Genomic DNA, 20,171 nt, shown 5'->3' with positions numbered 1-20,171 from the left:
ACACGCTTCATTCTACCGAACCGCTTTCAGCCATGTTCGAGCGTCCAGAGCACGGCGTCGTCGACGAATGCGCGATGTTGTGTCGCCCGCATGCCGATGCCCGCGCCGAGCTGCGACAACACGAACGCGTCGGCGAAGCGCGTCAGTCCGCCGATCGCATGCGACGACGACATCGCTTCTTTCGATAATCGCTCGATCCACAGCCAGCCCGCATCGCCGGAAAGCGACTCGACGCGCGCGCTCGCGAGACGTGCTCGCCGCAACAGCACGCGGCTTTGGGGCAACGCTGCATCGATGACCCAGGTTCGCGTCGATGCCCGCGCCGCCGCGCCAACGGAAATCCACGGCAATCCGGACGCCCCCGCCGCAATGAGAAACGCGCGCCGCGTCGTGCTCATCGCCCTTCTCCTTCCGCTGCATCCGGACGCTTCGCCGGCCAGATACCCTGCTTGCCCGGCGACAGAATTCCGTTCGGATCGAGCGCCGCCTTGATCGTGCCGGAGAGACGCATCAGCGCGTGATCGTTGAAGTCGTATTGCGCGGCGGCCAGATCCATATACGAAAGATGCGTCCGATATTGCCCATAACCCGCCGCGCCCGCATCGCGGATCAGCGCTTCGATCAGCGCGCCGGCGTCGCGCGATTGTTTCGGATCGTCGCGATCGAAAATCGCCGCGAAGATGTGATGCATCGCGCGCTGGCCCGCCGTGAAACCGCCGTAATAGTCGAAGCCGAATTGCGCCGCGCGCTCGCGCACCATGCGCGCCTGCTTCACGGCGTCGCGTCCGATGGGCGGGCAAATCGGCGAGAAATCGATATGCGCGCCCGAGCCGCCGCGCCAGTTCAGCAAATTGAATGCTTCGAGCCCCGGAATGCCGACTTGCGCGCGATCGCCGCCGCCTTCGGGCTCGACGGATGCATCGCGATACGGCATCTCGAAGAGCGTCGCGCCCGCGATCGGCTTGAAACGCGCATGCACGATATCGCGCCGCGCGTTGACGAGCGACGGCGGCCCATACAGACAGAAGCGCAGATTCCAGCGCCCGATGCCGATCTTGCGCGCCATCACGTCGATGGCGTCGTCGGGCATCGCGCCTTTGCCGTCGTACCAGGTCTTTCGCGTCGATACGCCCGCCGCCCAGCGCACCGCGCTTTCGATGACCGCGTTGCTTTGAATCGTGCCATCCATTCTGAGCGGACGCAGCGTATCGACGACGCGCTCGAGATCGTCCTCGCGTCCGAACGCGTAGCGGCAAATCATGTAGCCCTCGGGCGCGGGCATGAGCCAGATGCCGAGCTTCGTGACGACGCCGAAGTTCGACTGCATGAACATGTCGTCGTAAGACGGCCCGAAGCCGCCTTTGAAAACCTGCCAGTCACGGCTCGACGCCATCGCGCCCATGCCGGTGCGCACGACATCGCCGTTTGCAAGCACGACCTCCATGCCGCACTGATGCGCCGCGTGGTCGCCGTAAGGCGTCGTGCCGTAGCCGCGTTCGAGCGTGTTGCCGATCACGCTGCCCCAGCCCGCCGCGGGCGGATCGAGCCAGAACTTCCGTGGCGTGCCGAGCGCGCGATGCAGGTCGTAGTACGTCACGCCCGGCTCGACCAGCGCGAAGCCGAGCGTCTCGTCGATCTCGATGATGCGGTTCATCCGCCGCAAGTCGAGCACGACACAGCCGCTCATGCGTGGCGCTGCGCCGCCGTAAGCGAAGTTGCGTCCCGTCGATACGGTCCAGAGCGGCACGCGATATCGATTCGCCACCGCCAGCGCCGCGCGCACGCCTTCGACATCTTTCGGCAACACGACGGCGGACGGCGCATGCGCGAGCGCGTCGCCGGGCGCGAATGGATCGAGATACGAAGCGGTATCGTTCGACAGCACCGCATCGCTGCCGAGCGCCGCCGCGAAGGCCGCGAGCGCCGCTCGAAACTGCGCCGCCGACAGTCCCGGCGGCAGCGTCTGCGCGGTCAATATCCGCCGCTGCTGCCGCTGCCGGATGTCGTGCCCGACGATGTCGAACTGCCGTCGGTCTGACATCCCGCGAGCAGACCGGCGAGCAAGGCGAGCATGACTGTTGCGATTCTGGCGAGCTTCATGAAAGCACCTCCGAAAGGTTTGAAAAGCCGGGCGCGGCGATTAAGCCGCTTGCTCATTAAACGCACGGCGACGCGTGGATATTCCTTCGCGAACCCGTATGAGACAATTTCGCGCCCCCTCTCCCAAGCACGCGATGAAGCGCTACCAAGCCCTTGCCGACACGATGGCCGCCGAGATTCGCGCGGGCCGCTTGCCTGTCGGCACGCGCCTGCCATCGGTGCGGCATCTGACGACGCAATACGGTGTTGGTCAGTCGACCGTCTTTCGCGCATATTACCTGCTCGAAGAATGGGGCTTGATTCGCGCGCGCGAACGTTCCGGCTACTTCGTCGCGCCCGGCGCGAAAGTGGCGACGCAGACAGCCTCGCCCACGCCGATCGCGGAGCCTGCGGCCATCGACGTGAGCAGTCTCGTCTTCTCCGTGCTCGATGCGGTCAAGCGTCCGGATGTCGTGCCGCTCGGCTCCGCGTTTCCATCGCCGACACTGTTTCCGCTGGCGCGTCTCGCGAAGTCGCTCGCGCACGCGGCGCGCATGCTCGATCCGTGGAGCACGGTCGTCGACATGCCGCCGGGCAACGAGCAATTGCGGCGGCAGATCGCGCTGCGTTACATCGGCATGGGCATCGCGCAGCCGGTCGAGGAACTCATCGTCACGAACGGCGCGATGGAAGCACTCACGTTGAGCCTCATGGCCGTCACGAAACCGGGCGATGTCGTCGCGATCGAATCGCCGTGCTTCTACGCGGCGTTGCAGGCGGTCGAGCATCTCGGCCTGCGGGCGGTCGAGATTTCCGTCGATCCGCACGCAGGACTCGATCTCGACGTGCTCGCCGAAGCGCTCGTCAAGCATCCGGTGCGTGCGTGCTGGTTCATGACCAACTTTCAGAATCCGACGGGCGTAACGCTTTCCATCGAGAAGAAACGCGCGCTCGTCGATTTGCTCGCGAAGCATGACGTGCCGCTCATCGAGGACGATGTCTACGGCGAACTGCATTTCGCGGCAGATCGTCCGCCGCCCGCGAAAGCCTTCGATACCAAAGGGCTCGTGATGCATTGCACATCGCTGTCGAAGACGCTCGCGCCGGGTTACCGGCTCGGCTGGGTCGCGGCGGGCCGTTTCGCGGACGCGATCCGGCGGCTCAAGCTGATGACGAGCATCTCGACCAGCATCCCCATTCAGGCGGGCATCGCCGATTATCTCCAGCACGGCGGCTTCGACAAGCACCTGCGCAAGCTGCGCGGCGCGCTTCTCACGCAGCGCGGCGCGATGGAACACGCCATTGCGCGCTGGCTGCCGCCGGACGTCGGATTCGTGCAGCCGGACGGCGGCTATTTCCTGTGGCTTCAATTGCCCGAACATGTCGATGCGATGCAGTTGCACAGGCGCGGGCTCGAACACGGCATCAACGTGACGCCGGGGCCGATCTTCTCCGCGCGTCACGCGTTCGGCAATTACGTGCGCATCAACTTCGGTCATCCGTGGTCGCCGCAGGTCGAAAGCGCGATGAAAACGCTCGGTGAACTGCTGCGCGCGGAGTCGTAGAAGGCGCTTTGACGCCGATGCCTGCGTGCTAGACTGCTGTACATGCATACAGTATCCGAGCCTGCCTACACCGTCGCCGTGCGCGCGCTGTGCGAGTTCACCGCGAAACAGGGCGATCTCGATCTGCGCTTCACGCCGACGCCGAGCGCGCAGGAAGGCGTCGCGGGCCACGTCACGGTGACGAGCCGGCGGCCGGCCGGATATCAGAAGGAAATCTCGCTGTCGGAAACGTATGGGCCGCTGTGCGTGCGCGGCCGCGCCGATGGCTACGATCCCGCGCTCAACCGTCTCGAAGAGATCAAGACGCATCGCGGCAAGCTCGAATCGATGCCGCAGAATCATCGTCATCTGCATTGGGCGCAGGCGCGCGTGTATGCGCATCTGATGTGCCGCAAGCTCGGGCTCGATGCCATCGAGATCGCGCTCGTGTATTTCGATATCGCCGATCAGACCGAGAGCGTGCTCATCGAGACGCAGACGGCCGAAGCGCTCGCCGCGCATTTCGAAACGCAGTGCGAGCGCTTCATCGCGTGGGCGCGGCAGGAGATGCAGCACGCCGCCGCGCGCGATGACGCGCTGAAAGCGCTCGCCTTCCCTCACGCGGATTTCCGGCCCGGCCAGCGCGCGCTCGCGGAAGCGGTGTATCGCTCGGCGGTGTCCGGCCGATGTCTCGCGGCGCAGGCGCCGACCGGCATCGGCAAAACGGTCGGCACGCTCTTTCCGCTGCTGAAGGCGTGGCCGGGCCAGCGGCTCGACAAGATCTTCTTTCTCACGGCGAAGAGCGCGGGACGGCAGCTCGCGCTCGATGCGCTGACGACGCTCGCCGCCGAACGGTTGCGCGTCGTCGAACTCGTGGCGCGCGACAAGGCGTGTGAATATCCCGATCGCGCGTGTCACGGAGAATCGTGTCCGCTTGCGCGGGGCTTCTACGATCGCCTCGCCGGGGCGCGCGCCGACGCGCTCGAATGCGCGCAACTCGATCGCGCGTCGATCGCCGAGGTCGCGCGGCGGCATGAAGTCTGTCCGTATTATCTGAGCCAGGAACTGTCGCGCTGGAGCGACGTGATCGTCGGCGACTACAACTATTACTTCGATACGAGCGCCATGCTCTTCGCACTCGCGGAGGCGAACCGATGGCGCGTGTCGGTGCTCGTCGACGAAGCGCATAACCTCGTCGAACGGGCGCGCGGCATGTATTCCGCGACGCTCGGTCAGGCCGCCTTCAACGCGATGCGACGCGGCGCGCCGCCCGTGCTGAAACAGGCGCTCGGGCGCGTCGGGCGATGCTTGCGCGAACTCACGCGCGAACAGGCAGCGGCGAACATCGACTATGCGGCGCATACGGAAACGCCCGCGCGCCTGCTGACGGCGCTCGCGCAAGCCGTCTCGCTGATGACCGAAACGCTCGGCGAACAACCCGACGTCTTCACGCCCGAAACCTTGCGCTTCTATTTCGATGCCATGCATTTCACGCGCATCGCGGAACGCTTCGGTTCGCATTCGATCTTCGACATCACACTCGGCCGAATGAGTTCGAACGCCGGGAAGCGCAATGCCGTGCTCTGCCTGCGCAACGTGATTCCCGCGCCGCATCTCGCGCCGCGTTTTGCGCGCGCCCACAGCGTCGCGCTTTTTTCCGCGACGCTCACGCCCGCGCATTTTTACGCCGATACGCTCGGCCTGCCGGAGTCGAGCGTGCGCGTCGATGTCGAATCGCCCTTTTCCGCCGAACAGCTCGACGTGCGGGCCATCGCGGATCTTTCGACGCGCTATCGCGACCGCAAGCGCTCCGTCGACCGCATCGCCGATCTCATCGCCGCGCAGTTCGAAAGCGCCGAGGGCAATTACCTGAGCTTCTTCAGCAGCTTCGAGTATCTGGCGCAAGTCGCGGCGGCGCTCGCGGCCCGTCATCCGTCGATTCCATGCTGGCAGCAGTCCCGCGCGATGAGCGAAGCGGCGCAACGCGAGTTCCTCGCGCGTTTCGTCGCCGACGGGCGCGGCGTCGGCTTCGCGGTGCTGGGCGGCGCGTTCGGCGAAGCGATCGATCTGCCCGGCTCGCGGCTCATCGGCGCGTTCGTTGCAACGCTCGGTCTGCCGCAACTCAATCCCGTCAACCAGGAAATGAAAGCGCGCATGCACGAGGCGTTCGGCGAGGGTTACGCGTACACGTATCTTTTTCCCGGCGTGCAGAAAGTCGTGCAGGCGGCCGGGCGTGTGATCCGCGGGCCGCTCGATCGCGGCGTGCTCTATCTGATCGACGACCGCTTCGCGCGCGCGGAAGTGCGGCGTCTCCTGCCCGCGTGGTGGCAGGTGAAAGTGATGCGGCAACGCGACCTGGCTGAATCGGGAAGACCGACTATTTAGACGCGCGCGACGCCGCCGTTAACTGGTCAATCGCGGGCATTCAACTTGCTGCTCCCGGGCGCCTCAGGGACACGAAGATGCCCCTACAGGGCCGAGAGAGCCCACTAATGGAGAACCCACATGTCTGCCGCTCATACCCCGCGACCCATTGATGCGCTCGACATGCTCGAAGCCGATCACCGCGCCATCGAACAGCTTTTCGATGCCTTCGAACGCGCGGAACGCAACGATTTCGAGCGCAAGAACGCGCTCGTTCAGCGCGCGTGCGAGTTGCTGACGATCCACGCGATCGTCGAGGAAGAAATGCTGTATCCCGTCGCCCAGAAAATGCTGGCCGAAGACCAGCGCATCGACGTGGACGAAGCCTACGTCGAGCATTTTCTCGTGAAGACGCTGATCGAAAGGTTCGCGAACCTGAAGGCCGGCGACGATGGTTTCGACGCGACCTTCAAGGTGCTCAAGGAGAACACGACGCATCACATCGAGGAAGAGGAAACCACGCTGTTTCCGGAAGTGCGCAGGACGCAGATGGACCTCGTCGCGATCGGCGCGAAGATGGCCGCGCGCAAGGCCGTGCTGAAGGAGCGCATCGCAGAGAGCGCGATGGCGCACTGATGCGCGGCGCGAATTGCACAGCAAGACCCGGAGTGCGTGCGACGCGCGCGTAGCGCACACTGCAGGCAACTTATGCACATCCGGAGAAATGACATGAAGGTGCTCGAACGCGCGACGTCGGAGGATATCGGCGAACGGATCGACGCGCTCGACTGGGCCGATCTCGAAGCGCAACTCGACAGCTACGGCTGCGCCACGGCGCCCGCGCTCTTTTCGCGCGACGAATGCGAAGCGCTGGCCGCGTTGTACGATCGCGACGGCATCTTTCGCAGCCGCGTCGTGATGGAGCGCCACGGCTTCGGGCGCGGCGAGTACAAGTACTTCGCATATCCACTGCCCGAAACGCTCGAAGGCGCGCGGCGTGCGGTCTATCCGCATCTCGCGCCGATCGCCAATCGCTGGAATGAGGTAATGCGCATCGAGACGCGTTATCCGCGCGAGCACGCGGCGTTCATCGAGCGCTGCCATCGCGCGGGGCAGACACGGCCGACGCCGCTCCTGCTACGTTACGTGCCCGGCGATTTCAACTGCCTGCATCAGGATCTCTACGGCGAGCATGTCTTTCCGATCCAGATGGCGATTCTGCTTTCCGCGCCCGGCCGCGATTTCACCGGCGGCGAGTTCGTGATGACGGAGCAGCGTCCGAGAATGCAATCGCGCGTGGAAGCGGTGCCCCTCTCACAAGGCGATGCGGTTTTCTTCGCCGTGCATCATCGGCCGGTGCAGGGCACGCGCGGGCCGTATCGGGTGAACATGAAGCACGGCGTAAGCCGCCTCAGGTCGGGGCGGCGGCATATGCTCGGCGTGATCTTTCACGACGCGCAGTGAGCGCGCGGCTTATTCGTTTTCGTCGAAGTAATGCCCGAAACGCGCCTGCTTCGTCTTGATGTAGCGCTCGTTTTCCTCGCGCATCGGGATGGCGAGCGCGACGCGTTCGCACACGGGAATATCGTGCTTGAGCAGCGTGTCGAACTTCGACGGATTGTTGCTCATGAGGCGCACCGACTTCACGTTCATCGAACGCAGGATCGCGGCGGCGGAGTCGTATTCGCGGGCGTCGTCGGGCAGGCCGAGATGCAGGTTCGCATCGACGGTATCGAGCCCCTGCTCCTGCAGCGCGTACGCGCGAATCTTGTTCGCGAGGCCGATGCCGCGCCCTTCATGCCCGCGCAGATACAGCAGAATCCCGCGATCCTCCGCCGCGATATAGCGCAGCGCCAGATCGAGCTGCTCGCCGCAATCGCAGCGGTATGAGCCGAACACGTCACCGGTCACACATTCGGAATGCAGCCGCGTCAGCACCGATTCTCCGTTGCTCACGTCGCCCATCACGAAGGCGATGTGCTCGACATCCGTGTGCTTCACGCGATAGACGTACGAATCGAAGGTGCCGTAGCGGGTCGGAATGGTGGCCGTCGCCACGAGTTCGACATCCGCGCACTCGTCGCACTCGCCGAAGCGGTGTTGTGGGTCCTGCAAGTCCTGCGGGGGAGAAGCGGTTTTCATAGATCAATCAGCGAGTCCACGGCGCCGGACGTCGGCCGATGGATCATGCACCATCGCGCCAGCCCGGTTAGTCATGGTAAAGCCCATCGGGAAAGTTTGCAGATTGTCGCACGGCACGCGTCCCTTTCTGCGTTTTTCCGTACGGGCGTTCCGCTCATCGGCAGCCTTCTCTTACGCCGGATTCTCGAAAGTGCCCGGACTCCTGTCCGTCGCGCGCCACTCGGGCTTGCGCACCGGATCGGCCTTTTGCAGCCCCGCGCGCACGCCGGCAGCGTCGAAATCGCCGGTATAGACGGGCGTCGCGGGCTGCTGCCGCCATGAATCGTCGATAGCGCCCGCATCGACGGGATCGAAGCCGATTTCATCGACGAGCTTCATCACGACGGCTTTCGCCTTGGCGTCGTCGCCCGCGACCGGCAGCGCGATACGTCCCGGCGTGCCCGCCGGCTTGCCGTGATTGCGCAGATGGTCCGCGTAAATATTGTTGAACGCCTTCACGACCGGCCGTCCGATCTGCTGCTCGACCCAGCGGCTTTCCGTCGCGCCCTTCTCGATGCCGTCGATACGCCCGTCGCGCTGCTGCGGATAGTAGTTGCCCGTGTCGATCACGACGACGCCCGCCGCAACGCCCGCGAACAGGTCCTTGGGCAGATTCGGCACTTTCGCCTCGGGAATCGTCACCACGACGACGTCCGCGTCCTTCACCGCGTCCCGCGCCTCGACGGCCGTTGCACCGGTTTCGCGCTCGACGTCCGCGAGCGATGCGGGCCCGCGCGAATTGGCGATGCGCACCTCATGGCCGTTTTCGCCGAACCGCAGCGCAAGCACGGACCCGATATTCCCGGCGCCGATAATTCCGATCTTCATACTGCCTCCTTGAAATAAACGCGAAAGCAACGACGTGCTTTCAAAGGAACCTCTGAGAGGCGCGCGCAATCACAGTGCCTCATGCGGGAAAACGCCAAATATCGGTACGATAGCCCTGCGCTATCCCGACAATAAAATCAATCCACTTCTCGGATACGATAGCTTTCCTGTATAGTTCACTTACTTCTTCAACACCACTCCAAAAGGAACCTGGTAAATGCCTATCATCAACAGCCAAGTCAAGCCGTTCAAAGCAACCGCCTACCACAATGGCGATTTCGTGACCGTCACCGATGAAAGCCTGAAGGGCAAGTGGTCGGTGTTCGTGTTCTACCCGGCCGACTTCACGTTCGTGTGCCCGACGGAACTGGGCGACCTGGCTGACCGCTACGAAGAATTCAAGAAGCTCGGCGTGGAAATCTACTCGGTCTCGACCGACACGCATTTCACGCACAAGGCATGGCACGACACGTCGGACACGATCCAGAAGATCCCGTATCCGATGGTTGCCGATCCGACGCTCGCGATCTCGCGCACTTTCGACGTGCTGATCGAAGAAGAAGGCCTGGCGCTGCGCGGCACGTTCGTGATCAACCCGGAAGGCGAGATCAAGCTGTGCGAAGTGCACGACAACGGCATCGGCCGTGACGCCGGCGAACTGCTGCGCAAGGTTCAGGCTGCTCAGTACATCGCGAAGAACCCGGGTCAAGTGTGCCCCGCCAAGTGGACGCCGGGCGCTGAAACGCTGACTCCGTCGCTCGACCTGATCGGCAAGATCTAAGCCTCGTTTCCACGAGCGCTGTATCGAGCTTGCCGCGGTTCAGCGGCAGGCTCACCCCAGAAAACGCCTTCGTCCGGCGCTGCGATCATCGCAGCGGCGCGGCGAGGCGCGTCTGCGACACCCCAGTCAAGGAACGGACATCGCCATGCTCGACGCCAATCTCAAGAACCAGTTAAAAGCGTATTTGGAAAAAGTCACCCGGCCGATCGAACTCGTCGCCTTCCTCGACGACGGCGACAAATCGCGCGAGCTGAAAAGCCTGCTCGACGAGATCGCCTCGCTGTCTCACCAGATCAGCGTCGTCGAGAAAGAGGACGCCAGCGTGCGTCGTCCGTCCTTCACCATCGGCGAGGCGGGCAAGACCGCGGGCATCCAATTCGCCGGCATCCCGATGGGCCATGAATTCACGTCGCTCGTGCTGGCGCTGTTGCAGGCGGGCGGCCATCCGATCAAGCTCGACGACGCCACCATCGAGCAGATTCGCAATCTCGACGGCGATTTCGCGTTCGAGACGTATTTCTCGCTGTCGTGCCAGAACTGCCCGGAAGTCGTGCAGGCGCTGAACGTGATGGCGATCATCAACCCGCGCATCAAACACGTCGCGATCGACGGCGCGTTGTTCCAGCAGGAAGTGGACGAACGCCAGGTGATGTCCGTGCCGATGATGTTCATCAACGGCGAGAGCTTCGGCTCGGGCCGCATGGGCGTGAAGGAAATTCTCGCGAAGCTGGACACGGGCGCATCGGCGCGCGCGGCTAAGGAACTCGAAAACAAGCCCGTGTTCGACACGCTGATCGTCGGCGGTGGTCCTGCCGGCGCGGCGGCGGCGATCTACTCGGCGCGCAAGGGCATCGCGACGGGCGTCGTCGCGGAGCGCTTCGGCGGTCAGGTGCTCGACACGATGGCGATCGAAAACTTCGTCTCCGTGAAGGAAACCGAAGGACCTCAGTTCGCGACCGCGCTCGAACAGCACGTGAAAAGCTATGAAGTCGACGTGATGGACGTGCAGCGCGCCGAAAAGCTCGTGCCGGGCCGCATCAACGAGATCCATCTGGCGAGCGGCGCGGTGCTGAAGGCGAAGACGGTGATCCTGTCGACCGGCGCGCGCTGGCGCGAAATCGATGTGCCGGGCGAGCGTGAGTATCGCGGCCGCGGCGTGGCGTACTGCCCGCATTGCGACGGCCCGCTCTTCAAGGGCAAGCGCGTCGCGGTGATCGGCGGCGGCAATTCGGGCGTCGAGGCGGCGATCGATCTCGCGAACCTCGTCTCGGCGGTCACGCTGATCGAGTTCGGCAACGAGCTGCGCGCCGATGCGGTGCTTCAGAAAAAGCTGCGCAGCCTGAAAAACGTGACCATCGTCACACAGGGGCAGACGACCGAAATCACCGGCGACGGCAAGAAAGTGAACGGCATCACGTACACGGACCGCGCGACCGGCGCGAGCCATCATGTCGAGCTGGAAGGCGTGTTCGTGCAGATCGGCCTCGTGCCGAACACCGAATGGCTGAAGGGCACGGTGGAGCTGTCGAAGCACGGCGAGATCGTCGTCGATGCGAAGGGCGCGACCTCGCTGCCGGGCGTGTTTGCCGCCGGCGACGTGACCACGGTGCCGTACAAGCAGATCGTGATCGCGGCCGGCGAAGGCGCGAAGGCATCGCTGTCGGCGTTCGATCATCTGATCCGCGCGTCGGTGGAAGACGAGGCAGTGGTCGAAGAAGAAGCGGCAGCCTGAGCGTAGCGCGGGCGTCGTAGTGACCGGAAGGCGGACGGGGCGACCCGTTCGCCTTTTTTGTTTTATTTCGCTTCCGCCGGCTTCGGCTTGAGCACGAGCGGAAACGTCACCTCGAATACGCTGCCGTGCCCTTTCGACGACTGGAACCGCAACTCCCCGTCCAGCGTGCGCGACAATTCCTTGACAATCGCGAGCCCGAGCCCCGCGCCGGGGATATCGTCGGCGGCGGCGCGCTCGAACTCCTCGAACACGCGCTCCTGATCCGCCACGCCGATGCCCACGCCCGTGTCCGCGACGCGCAGCTTCCAGCATTCGTCCGGCGCCGCCGCGATCGCCAGCACGATCTCGCCCGACGACGTGTACTTGATCGCATTTGTCAGCAGATTCAGCGCGACCTGCTTCACCTTGAGCCGGTTCGATGTGACCGTGCCGAGCACCGGATCGAACTGGCCGATGAGCTTGAGCCCCTTCGCCTCGGTCGTCACGCGGCACGCCTGCATCAGTTCGTCGAAGAGGCCGACGAGATCGAACGGCTCGATCGTGAGCAAGGAATCGTCGCCGAGCACTTTCGAATACTCGACCATTTCGTCGACGAGCGTCGCCATGTCGGCGACCTGCCGGTTCGCGAGACCGAGCGCCGCGTCGCGCTTCGCGGGCGAGCGCGTGGCGAGTTGCAGCGCCGTCGAGAACACGTTCAGGAAGTTGCGCAGATCGTGCGCGACGCGACGCGCGATCTGCATGCGCGTTTCATATAGATCGCCGATGAGTTTTTGCCGCAGCGTCAGCTCGTAGTTCGCGCGCTCCAGCATGCCGGTGTATTCGTCGATCTTGCGATCGCGCTCGCCGATCGCCTCGCGTATCGACGCGAGCGTGACGAAGCTCACCACCTCGTCGGTCATGAGGCGCGCGTGCTCCTCGTCCGCGCGCGAAAAATCTTCGTGCGTGCTGGCGTACTCGCCGATCGCGAGCAGCAGCACCTGACGAAACAGATCGAGCTCGCGCACGAGTTCATCGACACGATAACCCTGCTGCCAGCGCCATTGACCGTGCTGGCGCGCGTCGCGCTCGATCGCGCCTTCCTGGTCGCGCAGGTTGCGCGATTCCAGCACGATGCAGATTTCCTCAAAGATGCTCGGCAGATGATCCGCGAGCTGACGATAGGTGAGTTGATCGGAATGTTCGACTTCCTGATCGCCGAACACGAGCTTCATCCATCGCTCGGTGAGCGCGGGTTGTTGCTCGCGCAGCGCGGCCACGAGACCCTTCAAGCCGCCGACTGACGTGTCGCTCATCTGCGAGTTCCTGATAGCTTGAGGCGCCGGAGGGCGGCGCGCGTGGTGATCGTGATATGCAGTCGAAAGCATTTCCCATGTCGCCGGAGCCGACCGCGAATGCTTCGCCAGTATAGGCGCGATGCCCGCGCCGATGGTGCATATCCGAGTTTTCCCTTCCACTTTGCGACGCACCGGATTCAGTATTCCATTCAGATGCCGCCGACTGGTTTCGCGAGCATGGCGTAGAGCGCCTGCGCCGCCGGCGACAACGACGCCGAGCGGCGCGTCACGAGCACGAGCGAGCGCGTGACCGTCGGCTCGACGAGTTCGATCGCCCGCACCGTCGGGTACGCGTCCTTCTGAATCGCGAGCGCCGGCACAACCGCCGCGCCGACGCGCTGCGCCACGAGCCCGAGCGCCGTGGAGCTGCGCTGAACCTCGTAGAACGAATGCAGTTCGATGCCGCTGCCTTCCAGCGCGGCGTCGATCAATGCGCGGTTACCGCTCACGTCGCCCGCGAGAATGAGCGGATAGTCCGCCAGCGCCCGCCACGCGATCCGCTTGCGCCGCGCGAGCGGATGATCGCGATGGCACACGACCACGTAGCTATCCTCGACGAGCGGCTCGGTGTGCAACTCCGGATGATGCTCGCCCGCGATCTTGATGCCGAACTCCACTTCACGATGCAGCACCGCCTGCGCGACCGCCGACGACGCGTGATCCAGAATCCGGACGCGGTTATGCGGATAGCGCGCCGAATACGCCTGCAACACGCGCGGCAGATACTGCACGCCGACGGTCGGCACGCACGCGATCGACACGTCGCCACGTTGCGCCATGCCCGTCTCCCGAATCTCCATCAGCGCGGCCGACAGTTCCGCGAGCAGACGCCGCGCTTGCGGCAGGAACGTGCGCCCCGTTTCGGTGAGATTCATCGAGCGCGTGGTGCGCTCGATGAGCGGCACGCCGAGAAAATCCTCCAGCTTTTGCAGACGCTGGGTGATCGCCGTCTGCGTGATATTGAGGCGCTCGGCCGCGCCCCTGAAGCTTCCCTGATCGGCGATGGCGACGAACGCCTGCACGCCCAGCGTGTCGATTTTCATAAGAAAAACCAAATAATCCGCAGCATAAGTTCATTTTACGCTGGGCGCGGGCGCGTTCAGAATCGCTGCTGTCCCCTGACATACACATCGAATGGAGCCCGACATGACGACATCATCGGCCGACTGGCAAGCCCGCCAGTACACACTCTTCGAAGCGGAGCGCACGCGTCCGGTGCGCGATCTGTTGAACGCGACACAAGCACAGACCGCGCGCACGGCGGTGGATCTCGGCTGCGGCCCCGGCAACTCGACCGAAACGCTGATCGCCTACGCGCCCGACGCGCGCATCATCGGCGTGGACAATTCGCAAGACATGATCGATTCGGCGAGGAAGCGCCTGCCGGACGTCGACTTCCAACTCGGCGATATTTCCGCGTGGCCGGGCGAAGGCCCGTTCGATCTGATCCTCGCGAACGCGTCGCTGCAGTGGGTGCCCGATCACGAGACGCTGTTTCCATCGCTCGTCGGCAAGCTTTCGAAGGGCGGCCGGCTCGCCGTGCAGATGCCGGACAATCTCGACGAGCCCGCGCACCGGCTGATGCGCGAAACCGCCGCCGACGGTCCGTGGCGCGACAAGCTCAAAGGCGTGGAGCGCACCGAGCGCTACAGCGCCGACGCGTATTACTCGCTGCTCAAGCCGCATTGCGCGCGTGTCGACGTGTGGCGCACCACGTACCATCATCCGCTCGATGGCGGCGTCGATGCGGTCATCGAATGGTTCAAGGGAAGCGGGCTGCGGCCGTTCCTCGCGAAGCTCGACGAGCAGGAAACGACCGCTTTCCTCGAACGCTATCGCGCCGGGCTGCAAGCGGCCTACACGGTGCTCGGCGACGGCACGGTGCTGCTGCCCTTCCCGCGCATCTTCATCGTCGCGACGCGCTGAATCTCAATGCGGCCGGCTCTGTTCGCGCAGCATCTGCACGAACTGGCGCGCGGCCGGCGACAGTTCCCCGCCCTTGCGCGTGACGATGCCGTACGTCTGCGACTTCGATTTCATGCGCACCGGCAGGATGCGCAGCATGCCGTGACGCTCGAAAACCTTCGCGACGCTCGCCGGCAGGATGGACACCAGTTCCGGGCTTTCCTGCAGCAGCGTCACCGTCATGAGCGGCGAGGCGGTGGAAATCGGATTGGCCGGCATCGGCAGGCCGGCGAGATCGAGTTCGCGTTCGAGCAGCGCGCTCATCGGCATGTAGCTCGGATAGGTGACCCAGCGATAGCGCGCGAGGTCCGCGAAACCGACTTTCTGTTCGCCCGTGCGTTCGTGGCCGTGCCCGACGACGATGCAAAGCGGTTCGTCCGCCAGCGGCTGATAGTGATATTTCGACGGCTGATCCGACACGCTCGACCTGCCGATCACGAGATCGACGCGGCCGTCGTCGAGCATCGGCAACATGCGCGCGCTCGTATCCTCGACGATTTCGATGGCCAGATCCGGATGCCTGGCGTGCATTTCATTGACGATCGGCGCGACGACGCCCGGCACCGCGCCCATGATTGTGCCGACCGTCAGACGTCCGCCCGTGCCCGCGCGAATCTGTGCGACTTCCTGGCACAGCGCGTTCAGATCGGCGGCCAGCACGCGCGCATAGCGCACCACGCAGCGGCCGAACGGATTCGGAATCAGCCCGCTCTTCGCGCGCTCGAATAGCGGCGCTTCCAGCATCGATTCGAGTTCGGCGAGTGCCTTGCTCGCGGCGGATTGCGTCATCGCCATCGCGCTCGACGCCTTGTGCAGCGATTTGTGGTCGTCCAGCGCGATCAGCAACTGCAACTGCTTCATGCGCAGCCGCGACATCAATACTTCCAGCGTATTCTTCATCCGTCGGCCTGCGGGAAAGCGTGGGGTGATTCCAAAAAGCGATCAAGCGATGGAAAGGTTTCACTATACAGGTGCACGCGCGAAGCCGTATAGTCGGGCATGAGACAGTCATCGTACAACTGACTGCCACGAATCACTCCAAGCAAGGACGAGACAACATGCAACTCACTGGCAACCTGCTGATCGGTCAGGAATCGGTCTTCGGCTCGAACGGCTCGATCAAGGCCGTCAACGCATCGACGGGCGCGGCCATCGAACCGGCTTTCGGCGGCGCGACGCTGGCCGATCTCGACCGCGCGTGCGCCCTCGCGTGGACCGCGTTCGACGTCTATCGCGAAACCGCGCCGGAAGCCCGCGCGAAGTTTCTCGACACGATCGCGCAAAATATCCTCGATATCGGCGACGATCTGATCGAGCGCTGCATGATCGAAAGCGGCCTGCCGCGCGCGCGCCTCGAAGGCGAGCGCGGCCGCACGGTCGGCCAGTTGCGCATGTTCGCCGACGTCGTTCGCAACGGCGACTTCCTCGGCGTGCGCATCGATCCGGCGCAGCCCGAGCGCAAGCCGCTGCCGCGCGTCGATCTGCGCCTGCGCCACATCGGCGTCGGCCCGGTCGCCGTGTTCGGCGCGAGCAACTTCCCGCTCGCATTCTCGGTCGCCGGCGGCGATACGGCGTCGGCGCTCGCAGCCGGCTGCCCGGTCATCGTGAAGGCGCACTCGGCGCATCCAGGCACGGCGGAGCTGGTCGGCCGCGCGGTGCAGAAGGCGGTCAAGGACTGCGGCATGCCCGAGGGTACGTTCTCGCTCCTGTTCGACAGCGGCCGTGAAGTCGGCCAGGGTCTGGTCAAGGACAATCGCATCAAGGCCGCCGGCTTCACCGGCTCGCGCGGCGGCGGCGTGGCGCTGATGAAACTCGCGGCGGCACGCACCGAGCCGATTCCCGTCTACGCGGAAATGAGCAGCATCAACCCGGTTCTGCTGTTCCCGGCGGCGCTCGCGAACCGCGGCGAAGCCATCGCCAAGGCCTTCGTGGGCTCGCTCGTGCTCGGCGCGGGCCAGTTCTGCACGAACCCAGGTCTGGTGCTCGCCGTCGACGGTCCCGATCTCGACAAGTTCATCGCAGCGGCATCGGCGGCGCTGTCGGAAACCGCCGCGCAGACGATGCTCACGCCGGGCATCTGCAAGACGTATCAGGGCGCCGTCGAGCGCGCGGGCGAGCATGCGGGCGTGACGACCGCCGCACGCGGCGTCGAGGCGAAGGGCGAGAATCAGGGCCGCTCGGCCTTGTTCGTCACCACCGCCGACGCGTTCCGCAAGAGCCACGAACTGCAGGAAGAAATCTTCGGCGCGTCGTCGCTCGTCGTGCGTTGCCCGGATCTCCCGACCATGCTGGATCTGGTCGAATCGCTGGAAGGCCAGTTGACCTCGGCGCTGCACATCGACGAAGCGGATTACGCCGATGCCAAACGCGTCCTGCCCGCGCTCGAACGCCGCACCGGCCGCCTGCTGGTGAACGGCTTCGGCACGGGCGTGGAAGTCGGCCACGCGATGGTCCACGGCGGCCCGTTCCCGTCGACGGCGGATGGCCGCTCGACCTCGGTCGGCAGCCTCGCGATCAACCGCTTCCTGCGTCCGGTGAGCTATCAGGATCTGCCTGACGCGCTCCTGCCCGACGCATTGAAGACGGACAATCCGCTCGGCCTGAACCGCCGTATCGACGGCAAGCTGCAACTGGCCGAATAAGGCTTCCGCCTACGGTCGGACTGACGAGGGCCGCGGCGCGAATTTCGCGTCGCGGCCCTCGCCGTTTGGGGACAATGCCGGCTGATCGGACGATGCTTCGGATGCCTGATCAATCTTCGATCGACATCCGGCGATCCGGCCAATCCGTGTTTCCGCGTCCGCCGTGGGCACGAAACAACGTTTTGCCAGGCGTGCGAATCGCTTTGGCATCAGTGGGTTATCCGGCGATCGCGCGCCCTTGTCGTTTAACGGCTAAGGATTGGCGGTTCAAAACCGCCGGCGCGATCCCAAAATGTCAGAAATTATCGTGAGCGAGAGAAGCGAGGCGCGCGGCGTGCCGATTCGAAGTGGTACGCGCGTCGATCCGACGCTTTCACATCGACATCAGGGCCAATGTGCGGAACTCCGGTCCGTACGCCATCAGCCATACGACGCGCGGCGCAATGGTGTAGTCGCTTAAGTTTCGCGGCCCGGAAATAGGTGCGAAAGGCAATTGACGTCCGATAGTGGTTGAACCATAGTCGGAATGTCGTTTCCCGCCGGCGCGCATGGCGCGCGGGGAGAGAATACGAAGGATTGCTGTTGCGGGACTGCGTTCCTGCGTACAGGCGCGACGACCCGGCGCGCATTGGCGGCCACGCGATTTTGGCAACCTCACGCACATGTCCTTCGAGGGGCTCCAGCATGACCACGCGTCTGACGTTTCCCGCATCCATGTTCTCCGTCGTCTGCCAGCGGTGCGGCAGCACGGTGCGCAAAAACGCCGACAGTTGCCCCAATTGCGGCGCCGATCGCAACGCCGCGTTCGGCCAGCAGCGCGAAGCCGCATCGGGCAAGCCGCGCACGAACGTTTTCGAAGAAGCGGGCGCGCCGCTCGCATCGGCGGCGGCTTCGGCATCGACTTCTTCCGCCGCGCTCGGCACGGACGGCGCCGAGCGCGTCGAGCCGGGCATGCGCTCGCGCTGGACCGAGCGCGCGAGCGAGCGCATCGCGCAGAAAGCGGCGGAATATCGCGCGCGCCGCGCCGAAGAATCCGCGCGTAACGCCTATGCCGAATCCGGCAACGATCCCGACGCCCTGCCCGGCTCGGAGCGCTGGAACACGAAGAAGACGGTCATCGCGGGCGCATGCGGGCTCGTGCTGCTGCTCGGCGCGATGTTCTATTACCAGCTCGGCGATTCCGATGGCGGTGGCGGCACGCCTTCCGCCGATCACAGCGTCTCGGGCGCGATCGATTCCAAGGTCGGTTCGCTCATGCGCGGCGCAACGACGGACGCTCCGGCCGTCGCCGAACGTCGCGTCCCGGCGGACACGCGCGTGCCCGGCGGCGATACGCTGCAAGGCGTGCGCACCGCTCTGGATCAGCACGACCTCGCCACCGCCCGCGCGCGGCTCAGAGTCCTTCCGGCGCAGCAGCAGGCGCGCGCGGACTACGAAAGCCTGAAAGACGAACTGCTCAAGCGCGAATCGCAACGCGACGCCGCGCTGCAACTCGCGCGCGCCTGCGAGCGGACTTCCGCATGGGCCTGCGTGCAGCAGAATGCGGGCGAGGCGCTCGCGCTCGACGGCAGCAACATGGAATCCCAGGCCATGCTCGAACGCGTGGTCTCGCATGCGGGCTGGCTCGCGCCGACGGCAGCGGCGGCGCTCGCCAAGAAGGTTCCGGGCACGGCGCCTCCGACGGCTGCGCCCAATACGCCCGACGCGACGAACACGGCAGCCGCCACGCAGCCAAAACCGGCCGCCGCGATGCCCTCGCCGCTTCCCGCGCAGGCAAACGTTGCAGCGGTCGCGCCGGCCACGAAGCCGAACACCATCGCGCAGAAACCCGCCGCCGACCGGCGTGTTGCACAACGCAGCGCCGCCGCACGCCACGCCGAGGACGACGCCGCGTACGAAGCGCGTGAGGAGAAAATCGCGCGTGCTCAGGCGGCGACCGCCGCGATCACCGCGACGACCGTCGCACCGCCCGCCGCGCCCGCCGCGCCCACCGTCGCCACGACGATGACGAAGCCCGCGCCCGCCGCACCAGCGCCCACGCAGGCCACGGCGGCCGCGCCTTCGCAGCCGGCGGCGAAAGCGGCTCCCGCGCCCGTCACGCAGGCGGCGCGCACGCCCTACTATCTCGGCGACGAAGACGCGCAGCCTTCCGCGGCGGCCAACAACAACACGCGCCCCGCCAATCCGCGCGCGCCCTACTATCTCGGCGATGAGCCGCCGCAGCAGGCCGCTCGCCCGGCGAATCCGCGCGGCGCGTATTACCTCGGCGAAGATCCCCCGCAACCGTCGGCGCCAGCCACGCGGGCCGCTGTGCCGCGTCCGCCGCAACCCGGCAACCAGAGCAGCGCGCTGCCGCCATCCACGGCGACGACGCAGGCCGCCGTGCCGCGCCCGCCCGCGGCGCAACCGGTCGCCCAGACTGCCGCCGCGCAGCGCGTCGCGCCGGTCGTGAGTCAGCCCGTCGCGCAGACGAACGCACCGGCGCGAAGCACGCAGGCGAGCGCCGGCGCGTCGCCCCAGTTCGCCAATATGCCGGCGGGTTCACACCTGGACTCCGACAAGTCCGAGGAGCTCGAACGCGCCATCAAGCAATACGGCTGGAGCGGCGGCGATCCGGCTTCGAAGCCGTCGCGCTGAGCAGAAAAGCAAAAGCAGAAGAACACACCGAGACAACAACGACGCACGGCAAGCACGCGCCACGCGCCTTCGCGTTGAGCCGCA

The 20,171-nt window shown here is 65.1% G+C and carries 17 protein-coding genes; 9 read left to right on the top strand and 8 right to left on the bottom strand.

The genetic code is table 11. The features are described 5' to 3' along the window. Positions 1-26 precede the first annotated feature (26 nt). Genes ACEN42_RS17160 through ACEN42_RS17150 form a run of 3 tightly spaced genes read right to left on the bottom strand, consistent with a single transcriptional unit; the run spans position 27 to position 2,100 of the window. Positions 27-398 (bottom strand): hypothetical protein, encoded by a 372-nt coding sequence (locus ACEN42_RS17160; protein ID WP_371881938.1) that lies wholly within the window; start codon positions 396-398, stop codon positions 27-29. After that, complete coding sequence (locus ACEN42_RS17155) at positions 395-1,975, bottom strand: FAD-binding oxidoreductase (protein WP_371881937.1); 1,581 nt, start codon at positions 1,973-1,975, stop codon at positions 395-397. The genes ACEN42_RS17160 and ACEN42_RS17155 overlap by 4 nt, the downstream gene beginning before the upstream one ends. Next, the gene (locus tag ACEN42_RS17150) at positions 1,972-2,100 is read right to left on the bottom strand and encodes a hypothetical protein (RefSeq protein WP_255504025.1); all 129 of its coding nucleotides are present in this window, start codon (positions 2,098-2,100) and stop codon (positions 1,972-1,974) included. The genes ACEN42_RS17155 and ACEN42_RS17150 overlap by 4 nt, the downstream gene beginning before the upstream one ends. Before the next feature lie 134 nt (positions 2,101-2,234). On the opposite strand from ACEN42_RS17150, the gene ACEN42_RS17145 reads away from it, so the two are divergent. From ACEN42_RS17145 to ACEN42_RS17130, 4 genes are all read left to right on the top strand, one after another. Further along, complete coding sequence (locus ACEN42_RS17145) at positions 2,235-3,644, top strand: PLP-dependent aminotransferase family protein (RefSeq protein ID WP_371881936.1); 1,410 nt, start codon at positions 2,235-2,237, stop codon at positions 3,642-3,644. A gap of 42 nt (positions 3,645-3,686) precedes the next feature. After that, on the top strand, positions 3,687-6,008 hold the full coding sequence (locus ACEN42_RS17140) for an ATP-dependent DNA helicase (protein WP_371881935.1): 2,322 nt from the start codon (positions 3,687-3,689) through the stop codon (positions 6,006-6,008). 120 nt (positions 6,009-6,128) lie between these two features. Beyond that, on the top strand, positions 6,129-6,623 hold the full coding sequence (locus ACEN42_RS17135; protein WP_371881934.1) for a hemerythrin domain-containing protein: 495 nt from the start codon (positions 6,129-6,131) through the stop codon (positions 6,621-6,623). Between the two features lie 93 nt (positions 6,624-6,716). Continuing rightward, a complete protein-coding gene (locus ACEN42_RS17130; protein ID WP_371881933.1) occupies positions 6,717-7,451 on the top strand; it encodes a 2OG-Fe(II) oxygenase in 735 nt (244 codons plus the stop codon). A gap of 9 nt (positions 7,452-7,460) precedes the next feature. Here ACEN42_RS17130 and ribA read toward each other — a convergent pair whose 3' ends face one another. Together ribA and ACEN42_RS17120 are read right to left on the bottom strand one after the other, a co-directional pair. Then, entirely contained in the window at positions 7,461-8,129 is a 669-nt protein-coding gene (ribA, locus tag ACEN42_RS17125; RefSeq protein ID WP_238213335.1) for a GTP cyclohydrolase II, read from the bottom strand. Between the two features lie 171 nt (positions 8,130-8,300). Further along, entirely contained in the window at positions 8,301-8,996 is a 696-nt protein-coding gene (locus ACEN42_RS17120) for an NADPH-dependent F420 reductase (protein WP_371881932.1), read from the bottom strand. A 217-nt stretch (positions 8,997-9,213) separates the two neighbouring features. Here ACEN42_RS17120 and ahpC point away from each other — a divergent pair, with 217 nt between their 5' ends. Together ahpC and ahpF are read left to right on the top strand one after the other, a co-directional pair. After that, positions 9,214-9,777 (top strand): alkyl hydroperoxide reductase subunit C, encoded by a 564-nt coding sequence (ahpC, locus tag ACEN42_RS17115; RefSeq protein ID WP_371881931.1) that lies wholly within the window; start codon positions 9,214-9,216, stop codon positions 9,775-9,777. A 145-nt stretch (positions 9,778-9,922) separates the two neighbouring features. Further along, positions 9,923-11,509, top strand: coding sequence for an alkyl hydroperoxide reductase subunit F (ahpF, locus tag ACEN42_RS17110; RefSeq protein ID WP_371881930.1), 1,587 nt, complete (start codon positions 9,923-9,925; stop codon positions 11,507-11,509). A 62-nt stretch (positions 11,510-11,571) separates the two neighbouring features. Here the strand turns inward: ahpF and ACEN42_RS17105 are convergent, their stop codons facing one another. Together ACEN42_RS17105 and ACEN42_RS17100 are read right to left on the bottom strand one after the other, a co-directional pair. Beyond that, positions 11,572-12,801, bottom strand: a complete 1,230-nt coding sequence (locus tag ACEN42_RS17105) for a sensor histidine kinase (RefSeq protein ID WP_371881929.1) — start codon at positions 12,799-12,801, stop codon at positions 11,572-11,574. Positions 12,802-12,992: 191 nt separating this feature from the next. Continuing rightward, positions 12,993-13,886 (bottom strand): LysR family transcriptional regulator, encoded by an 894-nt coding sequence (locus tag ACEN42_RS17100; protein ID WP_187607942.1) that lies wholly within the window; start codon positions 13,884-13,886, stop codon positions 12,993-12,995. A 103-nt stretch (positions 13,887-13,989) separates the two neighbouring features. Between ACEN42_RS17100 and tam the strand changes: the two genes are divergently transcribed. Beyond that, positions 13,990-14,769 (top strand): trans-aconitate 2-methyltransferase, encoded by a 780-nt coding sequence (gene tam, locus ACEN42_RS17095; RefSeq protein ID WP_371881928.1) that lies wholly within the window; start codon positions 13,990-13,992, stop codon positions 14,767-14,769. 3 nt (positions 14,770-14,772) lie between these two features. Here tam and ACEN42_RS17090 read toward each other — a convergent pair whose 3' ends face one another. Then, complete coding sequence (locus ACEN42_RS17090) at positions 14,773-15,708, bottom strand: LysR family transcriptional regulator (RefSeq protein ID WP_238293217.1); 936 nt, start codon at positions 15,706-15,708, stop codon at positions 14,773-14,775. A 158-nt stretch (positions 15,709-15,866) separates the two neighbouring features. Here ACEN42_RS17090 and ACEN42_RS17085 point away from each other — a divergent pair, with 158 nt between their 5' ends. Beyond that, complete coding sequence (locus tag ACEN42_RS17085) at positions 15,867-17,450, top strand: aldehyde dehydrogenase (NADP(+)) (RefSeq protein WP_371881927.1); 1,584 nt, start codon at positions 15,867-15,869, stop codon at positions 17,448-17,450. A gap of 684 nt (positions 17,451-18,134) precedes the next feature. Next, the gene (locus ACEN42_RS17080; RefSeq protein WP_371881926.1) at positions 18,135-20,087 is read left to right on the top strand and encodes a zinc ribbon domain-containing protein; all 1,953 of its coding nucleotides are present in this window, start codon (positions 18,135-18,137) and stop codon (positions 20,085-20,087) included. The last annotated feature ends 84 nt before the right edge of the window (positions 20,088-20,171 follow it).

This window comes from Caballeronia sp. S22 (genome assembly GCF_964261745.1).
Lineage (GTDB): Bacteria > Pseudomonadota > Gammaproteobacteria > Burkholderiales > Burkholderiaceae > Caballeronia > Caballeronia jiangsuensis.
This window is presented reverse-complemented; position numbering and strand designations above follow the sequence as displayed.

Excerpts from the sequence above, each read along its gene's own strand:
- ACEN42_RS17160 (WP_371881938.1), bottom strand. The coding sequence starts at position 398 with ATGAGCACGACGCGGCGCGCGTTTCTCATTGCGGCGGGGGCGTCCGGA.
- ACEN42_RS17150 (WP_255504025.1), bottom strand. The coding sequence starts at position 2,100 with ATGAAGCTCGCCAGAATCGCAACAGTCATGCTCGCCTTGCTCGCCGGT.
- ACEN42_RS17145 (WP_371881936.1), top strand. The coding sequence starts at position 2,235 with ATGAAGCGCTACCAAGCCCTTGCCGACACGATGGCCGCCGAGATTCGC.
- ACEN42_RS17140 (WP_371881935.1), top strand. The coding sequence starts at position 3,687 with ATGCATACAGTATCCGAGCCTGCCTACACCGTCGCCGTGCGCGCGCTG.
- ACEN42_RS17135 (WP_371881934.1), top strand. The coding sequence starts at position 6,129 with ATGTCTGCCGCTCATACCCCGCGACCCATTGATGCGCTCGACATGCTC.
- ACEN42_RS17130 (WP_371881933.1), top strand. The coding sequence starts at position 6,717 with ATGAAGGTGCTCGAACGCGCGACGTCGGAGGATATCGGCGAACGGATC.
- ribA (WP_238213335.1), bottom strand. The coding sequence starts at position 8,129 with ATGAAAACCGCTTCTCCCCCGCAGGACTTGCAGGACCCACAACACCGC.
- ACEN42_RS17120 (WP_371881932.1), bottom strand. The coding sequence starts at position 8,996 with ATGAAGATCGGAATTATCGGCGCCGGGAATATCGGGTCCGTGCTTGCG.
- ahpC (WP_371881931.1), top strand. The coding sequence starts at position 9,214 with ATGCCTATCATCAACAGCCAAGTCAAGCCGTTCAAAGCAACCGCCTAC.
- ahpF (WP_371881930.1), top strand. The coding sequence starts at position 9,923 with ATGCTCGACGCCAATCTCAAGAACCAGTTAAAAGCGTATTTGGAAAAA.
- ACEN42_RS17105 (WP_371881929.1), bottom strand. The coding sequence starts at position 12,801 with ATGAGCGACACGTCAGTCGGCGGCTTGAAGGGTCTCGTGGCCGCGCTG.
- ACEN42_RS17100 (WP_187607942.1), bottom strand. The coding sequence starts at position 13,886 with ATGAAAATCGACACGCTGGGCGTGCAGGCGTTCGTCGCCATCGCCGAT.
- tam (WP_371881928.1), top strand. The coding sequence starts at position 13,990 with ATGACGACATCATCGGCCGACTGGCAAGCCCGCCAGTACACACTCTTC.
- ACEN42_RS17090 (WP_238293217.1), bottom strand. The coding sequence starts at position 15,708 with ATGAAGAATACGCTGGAAGTATTGATGTCGCGGCTGCGCATGAAGCAG.
- ACEN42_RS17085 (WP_371881927.1), top strand. The coding sequence starts at position 15,867 with ATGCAACTCACTGGCAACCTGCTGATCGGTCAGGAATCGGTCTTCGGC.
- ACEN42_RS17080 (WP_371881926.1), top strand. The coding sequence starts at position 18,135 with ATGACCACGCGTCTGACGTTTCCCGCATCCATGTTCTCCGTCGTCTGC.